Source organism: Streptomyces sp. NBC_00094 (assembly GCF_026343125.1).
Lineage (GTDB): Bacteria > Actinomycetota > Actinomycetes > Streptomycetales > Streptomycetaceae > Streptomyces.
On the sequence record NZ_JAPEMB010000001.1, the window covers coordinates 4,149,303 to 4,165,463 of the forward strand.

The 16,161-nt window shown below is 71.2% G+C and carries 14 protein-coding genes; 6 read left to right on the forward strand and 8 right to left on the reverse strand.

Annotated elements, in window-relative coordinates; genetic code table 11:
• Window positions 1–230 precede the first annotated feature (230 nt).
• Window positions 231–2,048 carry an SDR family oxidoreductase gene (locus tag OG580_RS18235; protein ID WP_267044741.1) on the reverse strand — a complete coding sequence of 606 codons (1,818 nt, stop codon included), beginning with the start codon at window positions 2,046–2,048 and terminating at the stop codon, window positions 231–233.
• Window positions 2,048–2,893 carry a M24 family metallopeptidase gene (locus tag OG580_RS18240; protein WP_267044742.1) on the reverse strand — a complete coding sequence of 282 codons (846 nt, stop codon included), beginning with the start codon at window positions 2,891–2,893 and terminating at the stop codon, window positions 2,048–2,050. The genes OG580_RS18235 and OG580_RS18240 overlap by 1 nt, the downstream gene beginning before the upstream one ends.
• A gap of 250 nt (window positions 2,894–3,143) precedes the next feature.
• Here OG580_RS18240 and OG580_RS18245 point away from each other — a divergent pair, with 250 nt between their 5' ends.
• From OG580_RS18245 to OG580_RS18260, 4 genes are read left to right on the forward strand one after another with little or no spacing between them, the layout of a single operon-like run.
• Entirely contained in the window at window positions 3,144–4,109 is a 966-nt protein-coding gene (locus tag OG580_RS18245) for an ABC transporter ATP-binding protein (protein WP_267048047.1), read from the forward strand.
• Window positions 4,106–5,017, forward strand: a complete 912-nt coding sequence (locus OG580_RS18250) for an ABC transporter permease (protein WP_267044743.1) — start codon at window positions 4,106–4,108, stop codon at window positions 5,015–5,017. The genes OG580_RS18245 and OG580_RS18250 overlap by 4 nt, the downstream gene beginning before the upstream one ends.
• Window positions 5,014–5,925 carry an ABC transporter ATP-binding protein gene (locus tag OG580_RS18255; RefSeq protein WP_267044744.1) on the forward strand — a complete coding sequence of 304 codons (912 nt, stop codon included), beginning with the start codon at window positions 5,014–5,016 and terminating at the stop codon, window positions 5,923–5,925. The genes OG580_RS18250 and OG580_RS18255 overlap by 4 nt, the downstream gene beginning before the upstream one ends.
• A gap of 14 nt (window positions 5,926–5,939) precedes the next feature.
• Window positions 5,940–6,659, forward strand: coding sequence for an ABC transporter permease (locus OG580_RS18260; RefSeq protein ID WP_267044745.1), 720 nt, complete (start codon window positions 5,940–5,942; stop codon window positions 6,657–6,659).
• Between the two features lie 96 nt (window positions 6,660–6,755).
• On the opposite strand, the gene OG580_RS18265 is transcribed toward OG580_RS18260, so the two are convergent.
• Entirely contained in the window at window positions 6,756–8,000 is a 1,245-nt protein-coding gene (locus OG580_RS18265; RefSeq protein ID WP_267048048.1) for an MFS transporter, read from the reverse strand.
• A 59-nt stretch (window positions 8,001–8,059) separates the two neighbouring features.
• Window positions 8,060–8,857 (reverse strand): FadR/GntR family transcriptional regulator, encoded by a 798-nt coding sequence (locus OG580_RS18270; RefSeq protein WP_267044746.1) that lies wholly within the window; start codon window positions 8,855–8,857, stop codon window positions 8,060–8,062.
• Window positions 8,858–8,979: 122 nt separating this feature from the next.
• Here OG580_RS18270 and lpdA point away from each other — a divergent pair, with 122 nt between their 5' ends.
• Both lpdA and OG580_RS18280 read left to right on the forward strand, forming a co-directional pair.
• On the forward strand, window positions 8,980–10,383 hold the full coding sequence (lpdA, locus tag OG580_RS18275; RefSeq protein ID WP_267044747.1) for a dihydrolipoyl dehydrogenase: 1,404 nt from the start codon (window positions 8,980–8,982) through the stop codon (window positions 10,381–10,383).
• Window positions 10,384–10,478: 95 nt separating this feature from the next.
• Window positions 10,479–11,096 carry a rhomboid-like protein gene (locus OG580_RS18280; RefSeq protein WP_267048049.1) on the forward strand — a complete coding sequence of 206 codons (618 nt, stop codon included), beginning with the start codon at window positions 10,479–10,481 and terminating at the stop codon, window positions 11,094–11,096.
• 211 nt (window positions 11,097–11,307) lie between these two features.
• On the opposite strand, the gene OG580_RS18285 is transcribed toward OG580_RS18280, so the two are convergent.
• The 4 genes from OG580_RS18285 to efeB all read right to left on the reverse strand — a co-directional run bounded on the left by OG580_RS18285 (window position 11,308) and on the right by efeB (window position 16,158).
• On the reverse strand, window positions 11,308–12,114 hold the full coding sequence (locus tag OG580_RS18285) for an HAD family hydrolase (protein ID WP_267044748.1): 807 nt from the start codon (window positions 12,112–12,114) through the stop codon (window positions 11,308–11,310).
• Entirely contained in the window at window positions 12,111–13,400 is a 1,290-nt protein-coding gene (serS, locus tag OG580_RS18290; protein WP_267044749.1) for a serine--tRNA ligase, read from the reverse strand. Before serS ends, OG580_RS18285 begins: the two co-directional genes overlap by 4 nt.
• Before the next feature lie 473 nt (window positions 13,401–13,873).
• On the reverse strand, window positions 13,874–14,809 hold the full coding sequence (pheA, locus tag OG580_RS18295; protein ID WP_267044750.1) for a prephenate dehydratase: 936 nt from the start codon (window positions 14,807–14,809) through the stop codon (window positions 13,874–13,876).
• 50 nt (window positions 14,810–14,859) lie between these two features.
• The gene (gene efeB / locus OG580_RS18300) at window positions 14,860–16,158 is read right to left on the reverse strand and encodes an iron uptake transporter deferrochelatase/peroxidase subunit (protein ID WP_267044751.1); all 1,299 of its coding nucleotides are present in this window, start codon (window positions 16,156–16,158) and stop codon (window positions 14,860–14,862) included.
• Window positions 16,159–16,161: the final 3 nt, after the last annotated feature.

Consider the following 16,161-nt stretch of genomic DNA (forward strand, 5'->3'; position numbering starts at 1 on the left):
CCGTCGCGGCGAGGCCCCTCCTGGGAGGGATCGTACGACCGCCGGCCCTCCCCCGTTCCCCCGCGTGCGACATCCACGGACGGCACGACACCCACGGCCGTCCCTGCCCACACAGCCGCCCCGGCCTAAGCGACGGCCCTGCCGACACGGCCGATCCCGCGTAGGCGACGGCCCCGCCCACACGGCCGCCCCCGCCCACACGGCCGCCCCTGCCCACACGGCCGCCCCGCCTACGCGGGCGGCTGCCAGCGGGCGAACGCCCGCAGTGTGCCCGGGCTCAGCCGGGAGAGCGCGTGGATGCCCCGGGCCTCGGGGGTCACCGGGACGACGGCCCGGTCGTGCAGGACGGCCCCCAGGATCGCGTCCGCGACCTTCTCCGGCGGATAGTTCCGCAGGCCGTAGAGCCGGGACGCCTTCTTCTGTCGCCGCTTCTCCTCCGCCGCGTCCGTGACGCCCGCGAACCGCGTGGTCGCGGTGATGCCGGTGTTGACGATGCCGGGGCAGATCGCGGACACCCCGATGCCCTGGTCGGCCAGCTCGGCACGCAGGCACTCGCTGAGCATCAGCACCGCCGCCTTCGACGTGCTGTACGCGGGCAGGGCCCGGGACGGCTGGAAGGCCGCGGCGGACGCGGTGTTCACGATGTGGCCGCCCTGGCCGCGCGCCGTCATCTGCGCCCCGAATATCCGGCACCCGTGGATCACGCCCCACAGGTTGACGTCGAGGACCCGCTTCCACTCCTCGCTCGTCGTCTCGAAGAACGAGCCCGTGAGCCCGATGCCCGCGTTGTTGACGAGGACGTCGACGATCCCGTACTCGCTCGCCACCTTCGCGGCCAGCTTCTCCATCGCCTGCTCGTCGGCGACGTCGACGGTCTCGCCCCAGGCCTCGGGTGCGCCGATCAGCCGGGCCATCCCGGCCGTACGGGCAGCGCCCTCGGTGTCCCGGTCCACGGCCACGACCCGGGCGCCGGCCTCCGCGAAGGCGAAGGCGGTGGCCCGCCCGATGCCGCTGGCCGCCCCGGTCACCAGGACCAGCTGCCCGCCGAACCGCTCCGCGTACTCCGGCTTCACCCCGCTCTTCGCCGCCGTCGAGGCGACAGGACGGCGAAGACCTGACGCCTTGGCCGCCGGTTCCTCGTTGGCCCGGACGAACTCGGCGATCCAGGCCGAAAGCTGGTCCGGCCGGGTGCGCGGCACCCAGTGCTTGGCGGGCAGCGTGCGCCGGGTCAGGTCCGGCACCCAGGTGCCCAGGTCGTCGTAGAGCCGCTCGGAGAGGAAGGCGTCACCGGTCGGCGTGATCAGCTGCACGGGCACGTGCGCGAACGCGTCGGGGCGCGGCCTGCCGAGACGGGCGCGGACGTTGTCCCGGTAGAGCCAGGCGCCGTGGGCCGCGTCGTTCGGCAGGGAGGGCGTCGGGTAGTCGCCGGCCGGGACCTTCTCGACCCGCTCCAGGATCCTCGGCCAGCGCTTGCCGAGCGGCCCGCGCCAGGCGAGCTCCGGCAGCACGGGGGTGTGCAGCATGTACACGTACCAGGACTTGGTGCCCTGGCCGAGGAGCTGGCCGACCCGGCGGGGGGTCGGCCGGGCCATCCGCTGCTTGATCCAGTGCCCGAAGTGGTCGAGGCTCGGCCCCGACATCGAGGTGAAGGAGGCGACCCGTCCCTCGGTGCGCGCGACGGTGGCGAACTCCCAGGACTGCACCGAGCCCCAGTCGTGGCCGACGAGGTGGACCGGGCGGTCCGGGCTGACGGCGTCGGCGACCGCGAGGAAGTCGTCCGTCAGCTTCTCCAGGGTGAAGCCGCCGCGCAGTGGGGCCGGTGCCGTGGACCGGCCGTGGCCCCGGACGTCGTACAGCACCACGTGGAACTCCTCGGCCAGCCGGTTCGCGACCTCCGACCAGACCTCCTTGGAGTCCGGGTAGCCGTGCACGAGCACCACGGTCGGCCGGGCCGTGTCGCCGAGCTCGGCGACGCACAGCTCGATCCCGCCCGTGTGGACCCACCGCTCCCGCGCGCCCTTGAGCCCCGAGCCCTTGAGCCCTGCCATCAGACCGCCCCCTCGTTCCAGCGCCGCACGTGCGGCAGATCGTCGTCCAGCCAGAACGCGCTCTGCTCGGGGTCCTTCGAGTCGGTGACGACCAGGATCTCCTCGAACTTCGCGCCCGTCCCCCGGAACCCGAGGTGCGGCTCGACCGCCCACAACCCTGGCACGGGCGGGTGGTCGGAGAACGTGTAGGGCGACCAGAGCGGCGACCAGCCGTCCCGGTGGCCGTGGACCGCGTCGCTCGCCAGGCCCTTGATCGCCTGGGTGCCGAAGCCGAAGAGCGTCGGTGACCAGCGGCGCTCCTTCACCCGGTCGATCTTGTGGGCGATGACGCCGAAGGGGTAGGCGCGGTGCCGGTTCGCGTACCCCTGGCGGACCATGAGCCGGTCCACGTCCTCGTATATCTCGCGCAGCGTGCGGCGCTCGCGCACCTCGCGCAGGATCAGCTCGCGGTGGTCCCGGAGGTCGGCGAGCAGCTTGTCGTGCAGGGGGTTGAGCCCCAGGCAGCCGCTGTAGCCGATGTCGGCGGTGTGCCCCTTGTAGACCGGCGCCATGTCGAGGATGAACGGCATCCCCGCCTCAAGGCGCCGGTTCGTCGGGAAGAACTGCAGGGGGATCTTGAAGTCCACGAAGGCCGTGCGGTCCCCGAACCAGGCGAACGGCCGGTGGAACCAGTCCCGCACCCCGCGCTCGTACAACCACTCCCGCTGCATCCGGGCGGCCTCCCGCTCGGTCACCCCCGGCCTGAGCTGCGCCGCGACGGCTTCCGCGCACTCGTAGGAGAGCCGCTGCACTTCCCTGAACCCCCGCAGCTCCGCGGAGAGTTCGCCTGTCACTGCTGAGCCCATGCCATCCGCCGTCCCGTGTGAGCGCCCGATCGCACTACGCGTCCGTAACTTGACACCGATGAATGTGACAATGCTCGGCGGCTGAGTCAAGAGGTCGGACGCCGGCCTGTGGAAAAGGTCGGGGCAGGGCCTGTGGAAACAACTTTCGTCGCGACTCCCTTACGGGCTTGTACTCCTCTGGTCGGAGAAGGATCGAGCCGTTGGGCTGACGACCGCTGTGGCGCGCACCACTACCGTCGACAACGTGACTGTGATCGCGACCGAAAGCCTCAGCAAGCGGTTCCCCCGGGTGACCGCTCTTGACCGGCTCTCCCTGGACATCGGGCCCGGTGTGACCGGACTCGTGGGTGCCAACGGAGCCGGCAAGTCCACCATGATCAAGATCCTGCTCGGACTCTCCCCCGCCACGGAGGGCCGCGCCGAGGTGCTCGGCCTCGACGTCAGCACCTCCGGCGCCCGGATCCGCGAGCAGGTCGGCTACATGCCGGAGCACGACTGCCTGCCCCCCGACGTCTCGGCCACCGAGTTCGTCGTCCACATGGCGCGGATGTCGGGCCTGCCCGCGACCGCCGCCAGGGAGCGGACCGCCGACACCCTCCGCCACGTCGGCCTGTACGAGGAGCGCTACCGCCCCATCGGCGGCTACTCGACGGGCATGAAGCAGCGGGTGAAGCTCGCGCAGGCCCTGGTCCACGACCCGAAGCTGGTCCTCCTCGACGAGCCGACCAACGGCCTCGACCCGGTCGGCCGCGACGAGATGCTCGGACTGATCCGGCGCGTCTGGACCGACTTCGGCATCTCCGTCCTCGTGACCTCGCACCTCCTGGGCGAGCTGGAGCGCACCTGCGACCACGTCGTCGTCATCGACGGCGGTCAGCTGCTCCGCTCCAGCTCCACCAGCGACTTCACCCGGATCACCACGACGCTCGCGGTCGAGGTCACCGACTCCGACACCCACCCCGACGGCACGGCGGCGCTCCGCGCGGCCCTCACCGACGCCGGCGTGACGCTCCACGCGGGTGTCGAGGACGGCCTGCCCGGCGCCGGCCACATCCTGCTCCTGGAGGCGGCCGGCGAGGAGACGTACGACCTCGTGCGGGACACCGTCGCCGGTCTCGGCCTCGGACTCGTCCGCATGGAGCAGCGCCGCCACCACATCGCCGAGGTCTTCCGGCCCGAGACGCCCCCGCGGCACGAGGAGGTGCCGGCCCGATGAGCACCCAACCGCCCCAGCCCTCCCAGGCCGCTCCCGACACGACGCAGATCCACAACATCGGCTACCGGTCCTACGACGGCCCGCGCCTCGGCCGGGCCTACGCGCGCCGGTCGCTCTTCTCGCAGTCCCTGCGCGGTGCCTACGGCCTCGGCCGCAGCGCCAAGTCGAAGGTGCTGCCGATGCTGCTCTTCGCGGTGATGTGCGTCCCGGCGCTGATCATCGTCGCGGTCGCGGTGGTCGGGAAGCAGTCCAAACTCTCGATCGAGTACACGCAGTACGCGATCTACCTCCAGGTCGTCATCAGCATCTACCTGGCCTCGCAGGCACCGCAGTCCGTCTCCCGGGACCTCCGGTTCCGGACGGTGCCGCTGTACTTCTCCCGCCCCATCGAGCGCGCGGACTACGTCCTCGCCAAGTTCGGCGCGATGGCCTCGGCGCTCTTCGTCCTGACCGCGTCGCCGCTGCTGATCCTGTGGATCGGCTCGCTGCTCGCCAAGATGGACTTCGCCGAGCAGACCAAGATGTTCGGCCAGGGGCTCGTCTCCGTGGCGCTGCTCTCGGTGCTCTTCGGCGGCATCGGGCTCGTCATGGCGGCCCTCACCCCGCGCCGCGGCTTCGGCGTCGCCGCCGTGATCGCCGTCCTGACCGTCTCGTACGGGGCGGTCTCCACCCTCATGGGCATCGCCTTCGCGACGGACAACGCGGGCGCCATCCAGTGGCTCGGCCTCTTCTCGCCGATGACCCTCATCGACGGCGTGCAGAGCGCGTTCCTGGGCGCCCCTCCCGGCTTCCCCGAACTCGGGGGCCCGAGCACCGGCGCCGGCGTGATCTACGTGCTGGTCGTCCTCGCGCTCATCGCCGGCTCGTACGGCATCCTGATGCGCCGCTACCGAAAGGTCGGGCTGTGACCACGCTCCACATCGACCACGTCTCCCGCTGGTTCGGAAACGTCGTGGCCGTGAACGACGTCACGATGACGGTGGGCCCGGGTGTCACCGGCCTCCTCGGCCCGAACGGCGCCGGGAAGTCCACCCTGATCAACATGATGGGTGGCTTCCTCGACCCCTCCACGGGCAGCGTCACGCTCGACGGCGAGACGATCTGGGGGAACGAGTCGGTCTACCGGCAGATCGGTGTCGTCCCCGAGCGGGAGGCGATGTACGACTTCCTCACGGGACGCGAGTTCGTCGTGGCCAACGCGGAGCTCCAGGGCCTCGGCGACAAGGAGGCCCAGGAGGCCCTCGCCACGGTCGAGATGGAGTACGCCCAGGACCGGAAGATCTCCACGTACAGCAAGGGCATGCGGCAGCGCGTGAAGATGGCCTCGGCCCTCGTGCACCAGCCGTCCGTGCTCCTCCTCGACGAGCCGTTCAACGGCATGGACCCGCGCCAGCGCATGCAGCTGATGGACCTGCTGCGGCGGATGGGCGCGGAGGGCCGCACCGTCCTGTTCTCCTCGCACATCCTGGAGGAGGTCGAGCAGCTCGCCTCCCACATCGAGGTGATCGTGGCCGGGCGCCACGCGGCCTCCGGTGACTTCCGCAAGATCCGCCGGCTCATGACGGACCGGCCGCACCGCTACCTCGTCCGCTCCAGCGACGACCGGGCGCTGGCCGCCGCGCTGATCGCCGACCCGTCCACGGCCGGCATCGAGGTCGACCAGGTGGAGGGCGGACTGCGCGTCCAGGCGGTGGACTTCGGGCGGTTCACGGAGCTTCTGCCGAGGGTCGCGAAGGAGCGGGGGATCCGTCTCCTGACGGTCTCGCCTTCGGACGAGTCCCTCGAATCGGTCTTCTCGTACCTCGTCGCGGCCTGAAAGGAGCCTGACCGATGTACAACCCCACAGTCGCCCGGCTCACCTACCGGGCCCTTCTCGGCCGCCGGCGGGCGATGATCCTCTTCCTGCTCCCCGCCCTGCTGGTGCTCATCGCGGCGGCGGTCCGCGCGTTCAACGGGGCGGACGACCAGGTCGCCGCCGACGTCCTGGGCGGCTTCGCGCTGGCCACGATGGTGCCGCTGATCGGTGTGATCGCCGGGACGGGCGCGATCGGGCCGGAGATCGACGACGGCTCGATCGTCTATCTGCTGTCCAAGCCGGTGAAGCGGTCCTCGATCATCTTCACGAAGCTCATCGTGGCGATCGCCGTGACCATGGTCTTCTCCGCGGTGCCGACCTTCGTCGCCGGATTCATCCTCAACGGCAACGGCCAGCAGGTCGCGGTCGCGTACACGGTGGCGGCCCTGGTGGCCTCCATCGCCTACAGCGCCCTGTTCCTGCTGCTCGGCACGGTCAGCCGGCACGCCGTGGTCATCGGCCTCGTCTACGCGCTGGTCTGGGAGACCCTCTTCGGCTCCCTGATCTCCGGCGCGAAGACCCTGAGCGTCCAGCAGTGGTCGCTCGCCCTCGCGGAGAAGGTCACCGGCGACGGCCTGATCGACTCCGAGGTCGGACTCACCACGGCGACCGTCCTCCTCGTGGCGGTCACGGTCGCGGCGACCTGGTTCGCCGGCCACAAGCTGCGGACGCTGACCCTGGCGGGCGAGGAGTAGGCCCAGGGAGCGGGACGACCCGGCGGCGGTACGACTCCGAGGGTCGTCGCCCCGGCTCCGGGAGGCCCTCCCGGAGCCGCCCCGCCCCGCCCACCGTCAGACCGTGCGGTCCCGGGCCGCGAGGAGCCCCACGGCGAGGGCCGCCGCGCAGACACCCAGGACCAGGGCGATCGGCAGGGTCCAGGAGCCGGTGGCCTGATGCAGGGCGCCGGCGGCCAGCGGCCCCGCCGCCGCGACCAGATAGCCGACGGTCTGCGCCATCCCGGACAGCCGGGACGCGGTCACCGCGTCCCCCGAGCGCAGCACGATCAAGGTCAGGGCGAGGCCCAGCGCACCGCCCTGGCCGACCCCGAGCAGCGCCGCCCAGAGCCAGGCGCCCTCGGCCGGCGCGACGAGCAGACCGGTGTATCCGGCCGCGACCAGCATCGTGACCAGGACGATCAGCCGGCCCTGGCTCCGCGTCCTCCCCGCGAGCAGCGGCACCGCGAAGGCGCCCACGATCTGGGTCAGGGTGTTGAAGGCGAAGATCACCCCGGCGGCGGAGCGGCTCATCCCGTGGTCGGTGAAGATCGTCGGCAGCCAGGCGATCAGGACGTAGGACCAGAGCGACTGGCAGCTCATGAACAGGGTCACCTGCCAGGCCAGCGGCGAGCGCCAGACGTTCACCCGGCGGGCGCTGCCGGCCGGGACGGCCCGTACCTCGTGCCCCGTAAGCCCCCTGCCGATCACCACCTGCGGCAGCCAGGCCACCGCCGCGACCACGGCGAGCAGCGACCAGAAGCCGAGCGAGGCCTGCCAGCCACCACCGAGGGCCTCCTCCAGCGGCACCGCGGCCGCCGCCGCCACCGTCGCGCCCGCGATCATCGCGCCCGTGTAGACGGAGGTCATCGCCGCGGCCCGGTCCGGGAAGTCCCGCTTGATCAGCCCCGGCATCAGCACGTTGAGCAGGGCGATCCCGGTGCCCACGAGGATCCCGCCGGCGTACAGCGCGTACCCGGACGGCAGGACGCGCGCGAGGATGCCGACGGCGAGCAGGAGGAGCGCGGCGAACAGCACCCGCTCGGCGCCGAAGCGGCGCCCCAGCCACGGCGCGACCAGCGCGCCCAGGCCCAGGAAGAGCACCGGGACCGAGGTGACGAGCGAGCTCGCCGTCGACGAGAGACCGAGGTCGGCGGAGATCTCGCCGACCAGCGGCGCCACGCTCGCCAGCGCGGCCCGCATGTTCAGCGAGGCCAGCACGATCCCGACGAGGAGCACCACCGGGTGCGTGAGCAGCGCCCGCCGGGCCGCCACCCCTTCGGCGGCCGGGGCACGGACCCCGGCCTCGACGTCGGCCGGCACGCGCGCCGGCACCGCGACGGAAGCCCCGCGGCCCTCGTCCGCCGTCCGTATCTCGGCGCTCACGGGTTCGAACCCGACTGCCCCGACTGACCTGACGGCCCCGACTGCCCTGACGGCCCCGACTGCCCCGACTGGTCGGTCTGGCCCGCCCGGTCGCTCTGTCCCGCCCGATCCGACCGCCCCGGCTCGTTCGTCAGCGCCGCGACCGTCTCCATCGGCACCCGCAGCAGCTCCCGGGCCTGACGCTCCGCCTCCTCCGGGTCGCCCGCCTCGACCGCCGCCACCAGGGCCTCGTGCCCGTCTATGTCGACCGGCGGCATCTCCCGGTCGCCGAGCGCCTCCACCAGCACCTCGTGGACCTGCGCCGAGAAGAAGCGGTACACCTCCACGAAGGCCGCGTTGTGCGTGGCGCCGACGACCGCCAGATGGAAGGCGAGGTCCGCGTCCGCGTTCCGGTCGCCCTCCGCCCGCAGGGTGGTCAGGGCCGCCCGCAGCCGCAGCAGGTCGTGGGTGTCCCTTCGTACCGCCGCGAGCCGGGCGGCCTCCGCCTCCAGGGCGGCCCGCAGTTCGAGGACGTCCGCCGCGCCCGCGTGACGCATCCCGCGCAGCACGGCGGCCGGATCGGCGGTCGACCTGACGAAGGTGCCGTTGCCCTGACGGGACTCCAGGAGCCCCGCGTGGACGAGGACCCGGACCGCCTCGCGGACGGTGTTGCGGCCCACGCCGAGCTGCTGCGCGAGCTCGTGCTCGGTGGGGATCCGGTCGCCGACCGCCCACTCCCCGCCCGTGAGCTGCGCGCGCAGCTGCTCCACGACGGAGTCCACCAGCGAGGTCCGTCCCGCCGCCTTGAGTGCCATGCCGTCCGACCTCTCCATTCGCCCGGTTGCCCGGTCATCCTACAACTGACCGTGCGAGGGACACCGGACTACTGTGGGGCCGTACGCGGACCGAACACCCTCACCACCTTCGGGAGTCAGTCATGTCAGACCGCTTCGACGTCGTCGTACTCGGAGCTGGCCCCGGCGGCTACGTCGCCGCCATCCGCGCCGCCCAGCTGGGCAAGCGGGTCGCGGTCGTCGAGGAGAAGTACTGGGGCGGTGTCTGCCTGAACGTCGGCTGCATCCCCACCAAGGCGCTGCTGCGCAACGCCGAACTCGCCCACATCTTCAACCACGAGGCCAAGACGTTCGGCATCAAGGTCGACGGCACCGTCACCTTCGACTACGGCGACGCCTACCGCCGCAGCCGCTCGGTCGCGGACGGCCGCGTCAAGGGCGTCCACTTCCTGATGAAGAAGAACGGGATCACCGAGTTCGACGGCCGGGGCACCTTCCTCGACGCGAACACCCTCCAGGTCGCCAAGTCCGACGGCACCTCGGAGACGATCACCTTCGACAACTGCATCATCGCCACCGGTGCCACCCCGCGCCTGCTCCCGGGCACCGCCCGCAGCGAGCGCGTCGTGTCGTACGAGGAGCAGATCCTCGCCGAGGACGCCCCGAAGTCGATCGTCATCGCCGGCGCCGGCGCGATCGGCATCGAGTTCGCGTACGTCCTCAACAACTACGGCACCAAGGTCACGATCGTCGAGTTCCTCGACCGGATCGCCCCGCTGGAGGACGAAGAGGTCTCCAAGGAGCTGGCGAAGCAGTACCGCAAGCTCGGCATCGACGTCCTGACCTCCACCCGCGTCGAGGCCATCGACGAGTCCGGCCCGCAGGTCCGCGTCACCGTCACCGGCAAGGACGGCGTCCAGAAGGTGCTGGAGGCCGACAAGGTCCTCCAGGCCATCGGCTTCGCCCCGAACGTCACCGGCTACGGCCTGGAGGCCACCGGTGTCGCGCTGACCGAGCGCGGCGCGATCGACGTCGACGGCCGCTGCCGCACCTCCGTGCCGCACATCTACGCCATCGGCGACGTCACCGCGAAGCTGATGCTCGCGCACACCGCCGAGGCCATGGGCGTCATCGCGGCCGAGACCATCGGGGACGCCGAGACGATGGAGCTCGACTACCCGATGATCCCCCGCGCCACCTACTGCCAGCCGCAGATCGCCAGCTTCGGCTGGACCGAGGCGCAGGCCCGCGAGAAGGGCTTCGACGTCAAGGTCGCCAAGTTCCCGTTCGTGGCCAACGGCAAGGCGCACGGTCTCGGCGACGCCACCGGCTTCGTCAAGATCATCGCCGACGGCACCCACGGCGAGATCATCGGCGCCCACCTGATCGGCCCCGACGTCACCGAGCTGCTGCCCGAGCTGACGCTGGCCCAGCAGTGGGACCTCACGGTCCACGAGGTCGCGCGGAACGTCCACGCGCACCCGACGCTGGGCGAGGCCGTGAAGGAAGCGATCCACGGTATTGCCGGACACATGATCAATTTCTGAGGTTTCTCCCGGCTTCGGGTGATAGGCACTGAAAGGTGCCGAAAACGGAATCCCCAGACAGCGACACCTCACCGGGTGGCGAACCGTCCCGACCGATCAGGTCGTGGGTGCGTTCGTCACCCGGTACGCATGTCTGGCTGCTGGTCATCGCGCTCACGAGCCTCGTCATCGCGCTCGCCCCGGACGGCCTGGAGACGTATCTCCTCCACCGCAACAGCAGCAACCTCTACCAACTCGCGCACCACCCGATGCGGGCCCTGCTCGGCAGCGCGTTCTGGATCGAGAACCCGGCCGACCTGGTCCTCTACGCGGTCCTCTTCGAGCTCTTCCACGCTCCCGTCGAGCGGTGGCTCGGCACCCCCACGTGGCTCTTCACCGTCGCCACGGCGCACATCGCGGCGACCCTCGTCAGTCAGCAGGTCGTCCTGCTGGCCATTCGGACCCACGACGTGCCGCGCAGCATGGCGCACGTCGTCGACATCGGGGTCAGCTACGGGCTCGCCGCCTCGGTGGGCATCCTGACCTACCGACTGCCCCGCCCCTGGCGCTGGTTCTACCTCGCGGGGGCGGTCGCGTTCTTCCTCGTACCGCTCGTCACGGGACGTACGTACACCGACCTCGGGCACGCGATCTCGCTGGCCATCGGCCTGGCCTGCTACCCGCTGACCCGCGGAAAACCAGTCGCCCCCGAACAGCCTCCCGTCGCACACTAGTTGTGCGGGAGAAACGGGGGATCTCCCGAAACGGCCGCTTCGAGCGCGCGGACCTTGTCCGCGCGAGGCCGTGAACGACGAAGGCCCGCTCCCTTTCGGGGGAGCGGGCCTTCGCGCGTTGCCTCAGTACATCGCCTCGTACGTTGCCTCAGTCCGTCGCGCCGTACGCTGCCTCAGCCATCGCCTCGGACGCTTCCGGAGGCCGGCCGGCTCAGGCCGACAGCAGGCGCTCCAGTACGACAGCGATGCCGTCGTCCTCGTTCGACGAGGTCACCTCGTTCGCCACCGACCGCAGTTCCTCGTGCGCGTTGCCCATCGCCACACCGTGCGCGGCCCAGGCGAACATCGGGATGTCGTTCGGCATGTCGCCGAAGGCGATCGTCTCCGCGGCCTTCACGCCCAGCCGGCGCGCGGCCAGGGACAGGCCCGTCGCCTTGCTCAGGCCGAGCGGCAGGATCTCCACGATCCCCGGACCCGCCATGACGACGTCCACGAGCCCGCCGACCGTCTCACGGGCGATCCGCGTCAACTCGTCGTCGCTCAGCGTCGGGTGCTGGAGGTAGAGCTTGGTCAGCGGGGCCGCCCACAGCTCCGCCGGGTCCTCGTACGGCACGTACGGCAGGGGACCCTCCTGGGCCCGGTAGCCGGGGCCCATCAGGACCTCGCCCTCCAGGCCGTCGCGGCTGGCGGCCAGCGCGAGCGGGCCGACCTCCGCCTCGATCTTGGAGAGGGCGAGCCCCGCGAGCTGCCGGTCCAGGGTGAGCGAGGTCAGCAGCCGGTGCTCACCGGCGTGGTAGACCTGCGCGCCCTGCCCGCACACCGCGATCCCCTCGTAGCCGAGGTCGTCGAGGATGTGCCGGGTCCAGGGCACCGCCCGGCCGGTGACGACGATGTGCGCGGCGCCCGCCTCGGTCACGGCGGCGAGCGCGTCCCGCGTGCGGGCGGAGACGGACTCGTCGGCGCGCAGCAGCGTGCCGTCGAGGTCCGTCGCCACCAGGCGGTAGGGGAAGGGGCTCACTTGGCGATCGGCTCCAGGACCTCGCGCCCGCCCAGGTACGGCCGCAGGATCTCGGGCACCCGCACCGAACCGTCGGGCAGCTGGTGGTTCTCCAGGATCGCCACGATCGTGCGCGGTACGGCGCACAGCGTGCCGTTCAGGGTGGCCAGCGGCTGCACCGTCTTCTTGCCGCCCTGCTCGTCGCGCATGCGGACGGAGAGCCGGCGGGCCTGGAAGCTGTTGCAGTTCGAGGCGGAGGTGAGCTCGCGGTACTTGCCCTGGGTCGGGATCCACGCCTCGCAGTCGAACTTGCGGGAGGCGGAGGAGCCGAGGTCACCGGTGGCGACGTCGATGACCTGGAACGGCAGCTCCAGGGCGGTCAGCCACTGCTTCTCCCAGTCCAGGAGCCGCTTGTGCTCGTTCTCCGCGTCCTCGGGCGCGACGTACGAGAACATCTCGACCTTGTCGAACTGGTGGACGCGGAAGATGCCGCGGGTGTCCTTGCCGTACGTGCCGGCCTCGCGGCGGAAGCAGGGCGAGAAGCCCGCGTACCGCAGGGGCAGCTTGTCGGCGTCGATGATCTCGTCCATGTGGTACGCCGCGAGCGGGACCTCGGACGTGCCGACCAGGTAGAGGTCGTCGTTCTCCAGGTGGTACACGTTCTCCGCGGCCTGGCCGAGGAAGCCGGTGCCCTCCATGGCGCGCGGGCGGACCAGCGCCGGGGTCAGCATCGGGATGAAGCCGGCCTCGGTGGCCTGGGCGATCGCCGCGTTGACGAGGGCGAGCTCCAGGAGGGCGCCCACGCCGGTCAGGTAGTAGAAGCGCGAGCCGGAGACCTTGGCGCCCCGCTCGACGTCGATGGCACCGAGCGCCTCGCCCAGTTCCAGGTGGTCCTTGGGCTCGAAGCCCTCGGCCGCGAAGTCACGGATGGTGCCGTGCGTCTCCAGGACGACGAAGTCCTCCTCGCCGCCGACCGGGACGTCCGTGTGGACGATGTTCCCGAGCTGGAGCAGGAGCTGCTTGGCCGTCTCGTCGGCCTCGTTCTGCTCGGCCTCGGCGGCCTTGACGTCGGTCTTGAGCTGCTCGGCCTTCTGCAGGAGCTCGGCGCGCTCCTCGGGCGTGGCCCTGGGGATCAGCTTGCCGAGCGCCTTCTGCTCGGATCGGAGCTCGTCGAAGCGGACGCCGGACGACCTGCGCCGCTCATCGGCGGAGAGCAGGGCGTCGACGAGCGCGACGTCCTCTCCACGGGCGCGCTGGGAGGCGCGAACACGGTCGGGGTCCTCACGGAGCAGGCGAAGGTCAATCACCCCACCAGGCTACCGGTGCCCGCTTGCGCGCCCCCACCGGATAACGTCGCGCGTGTTGTTTCGCCCGAATTGCCGTCCGGAGAAAGAGGGCGAGGGGGTCACTGCATTCAGTTATCCACAGGCTGTGTGGAAGTTCTGTGGACTACGGAGGGATCGCAGGGATTCAGCACCCTGAACCTGGCAATTCCGTGATCAAACATCAATTGTCCACTCATTCGGGTGGGAATGACTCGCCCTAAAGGGTTGATCGCGGGAATCGCGGTGACGAGGCCGTCGGCGGGGTGTTGTGGACGGATCAGGGGCGACCGGAGCGATTTGTCGACCATGTCGGAATGCGTTGTCGACTTGTCCCCAGGTCGAGGGGAATCCCTGTGGATAACCTCTGTGGGTAACTGAAAAGTATGCAGGTAGGACTGTTATTCGTACCTGTGGACGACCGCTCCGCTAAGGGAGAGCGGTCGGTCGGTATCGGGTCAGGCCCGACCGTCCTGGACCCTCGCCAGCCAGTCGGAGGCCGCCGTGAACTCCCCGTCCGAAGTCCCGCGCCGCAGCGCCCGCACGTCCTCGACCGCGACGCCCGCCCTCGGGTACGAGCCGAGGAAGCGCACGTTGGGGCAGATCCGCTTGAGTCCCATCAGCGCCTCGCCCACCCGGCGGTCCGAGATATGGCCCTCGGCGTCCACGGCGAAGCAGTAGTTCCCGATCCCCGCTCCCGTGGGACGGGACTGGATCAGCATCAGGTTCACCCCGCGCACCGCGAACTCCTGAAGCAGTTCGAGGAGGGCACCCGGATGATCGTCACCCAGCCACAGCACCACCGAGGTCTTGTCCGCGCCGGTCGGAGCCGCCGGACGGGCCGGCCGACCCACGAGCACGAACCGGGTCTCGGCGTTCTCCGCGTCGTGGATCTCGGTGACCAGCGGCTCCAGGCCGTACGTCACCGCCGCGAACTCGCCCGCGAAGGCGGCGTCGAACCGGCCCTCCTGGACCAGCCGCGCCCCGTCCGCGTTGGACGCGGCCGACTCCCACACCGCGTCGGGCAGATGCGCCCGCAGCCAGTTCCTGACCTGCGGTTGGGCGACCGGGTGGCCCGTGACCGTCTTGATCTCGGAGAGCTTGGTCCCGGGCCGGACGAGCAGCGCGAAGGCGATCGGCAGCAGCACCTCGCGGTAGATCATCAGCGGCTCGCCGGAGGCCAGCTCGTCCAGCGTCGCCGTCACCCCGCCCTCGACCGAGTTCTCGATCGGTACGAGCGCGGCGGCGGCCTCCCCGTTCCGTACGGCGTCGAGCGCGGCCGGGACCGAGACCATCGGGACGAGCTCCCGGGTCGCGGCCTCGGGCAGCGTGCGCAGCGCGGCCTCCGTGAAGGTGCCCTCGGGGCCGAGATACGTGTACCGGGTGGCGGACATACCGTCACCCTAATGGTCTCCGGCCGCGCCGGGGGCTCGTGCGGACAGGCTCATGCCTCCAGGAGCCGCTGGCCCACGTACTCGCCCTCGGCCGGGCCGCCGGGGACCGCGAAGAGGCCGCTCGACTCGTGGCGGATGAACGTGGACAGCGCGTCGCCCCGGTCGAGCTTGCGCTGCACCGGGACGAAGCCCCGGAGCGGATCGGCCTGCCAGCAGACGAAGAGGAGCCCCGCGTCCGGCGTCCCGTCCGTACCGATCCCGTCGTGGAAGGAGAAGGGCCTGCGCAGCATCGCGGCCCCGCCGTTCTGTTCGGGGGCGGAGATCCGTGAGTGGGCGTTGTCCGGGATCACCGTCGTCCCGTCCGGCCCGATCTTGTTCAGGTCGAGCTCGGTCGTCTCGCCACCGCCCGTGAGCGGGGCGCCGTCGGACTTCCGGCGGCCGATCACCTTCTCCTGCCGGTCCAGCGGCAGCTTCTCCCAGTCGTCGAGCAGCATCCGGATCCGCCGCACCACCGCGTACGAACCGCCGGCCATCCACTCCCCGGCGCCGGTGGCCCCGGCCGGGACGAAGATCCGCCGGTCGAAGTCGGGTTCCGTGGGCTTCGGGTTGCCCGTGCCGTCGACCTGGCCCATCAGGTTGCGCGCGGTCATCGGCTCGGAGGTGGCACCGGCCGAGCGGTTGAAGCCGTTCATCTGCCAGCGGACCCGGGCCGCGTCGCCCGCGTCCTTCTGGACGGCCCGCAGCGCGTGGAAGGCGACGAGGGCGTCGTCGGCACCGATCTGCACCCACAGATCGCCCTCGGAGCGCCGGGGGTCGAGGGCGTCGGAGGAGAAGGCGGGCAGCGGGTCGAGTGCGGCGGGGCGGCGCGCTGCCAGTCCCGTGCGGTCGAAGAAGGTCCGGCCGAAACCGAAGGTGACCGTGAGGGAGGACGGTCCGGCGTCGAGCGCGATCCCGGTGTCCTCGGCCGGGGCCTTCCCCGCCATCAGTACCTTCGCCGTCGCCGACCAGCGGCGCAGCAGGGCGGCGGCCTCCTTGCGCCCGGCACCCGGAGCGAGGTCGAAGGCGATCAGATGACCCCGGGACTGGAGGGGGGTGGTGATGCCGGCTTGATGTTTCCCGTGAAACATCACCTCGGTCGCGCCGACGGAGGTCAGTGCCTGCGAGCCGCCCGCACCGGCGCCGGTGGTGCCGCCGTCGCCCGAGACCGCCCCGGAGATCCCGGCGCCGCCGGCCGCGCCGATGACGAGTCCGGCCGCGCCCGCCGCGCCCACGGTGCCGAGGAGGCGCCGCCGGGAGACGGCCACGGTGCCGCGGGGTTCGCTGGGTTCGTTGGTGTCGATGTCGGTCACGAG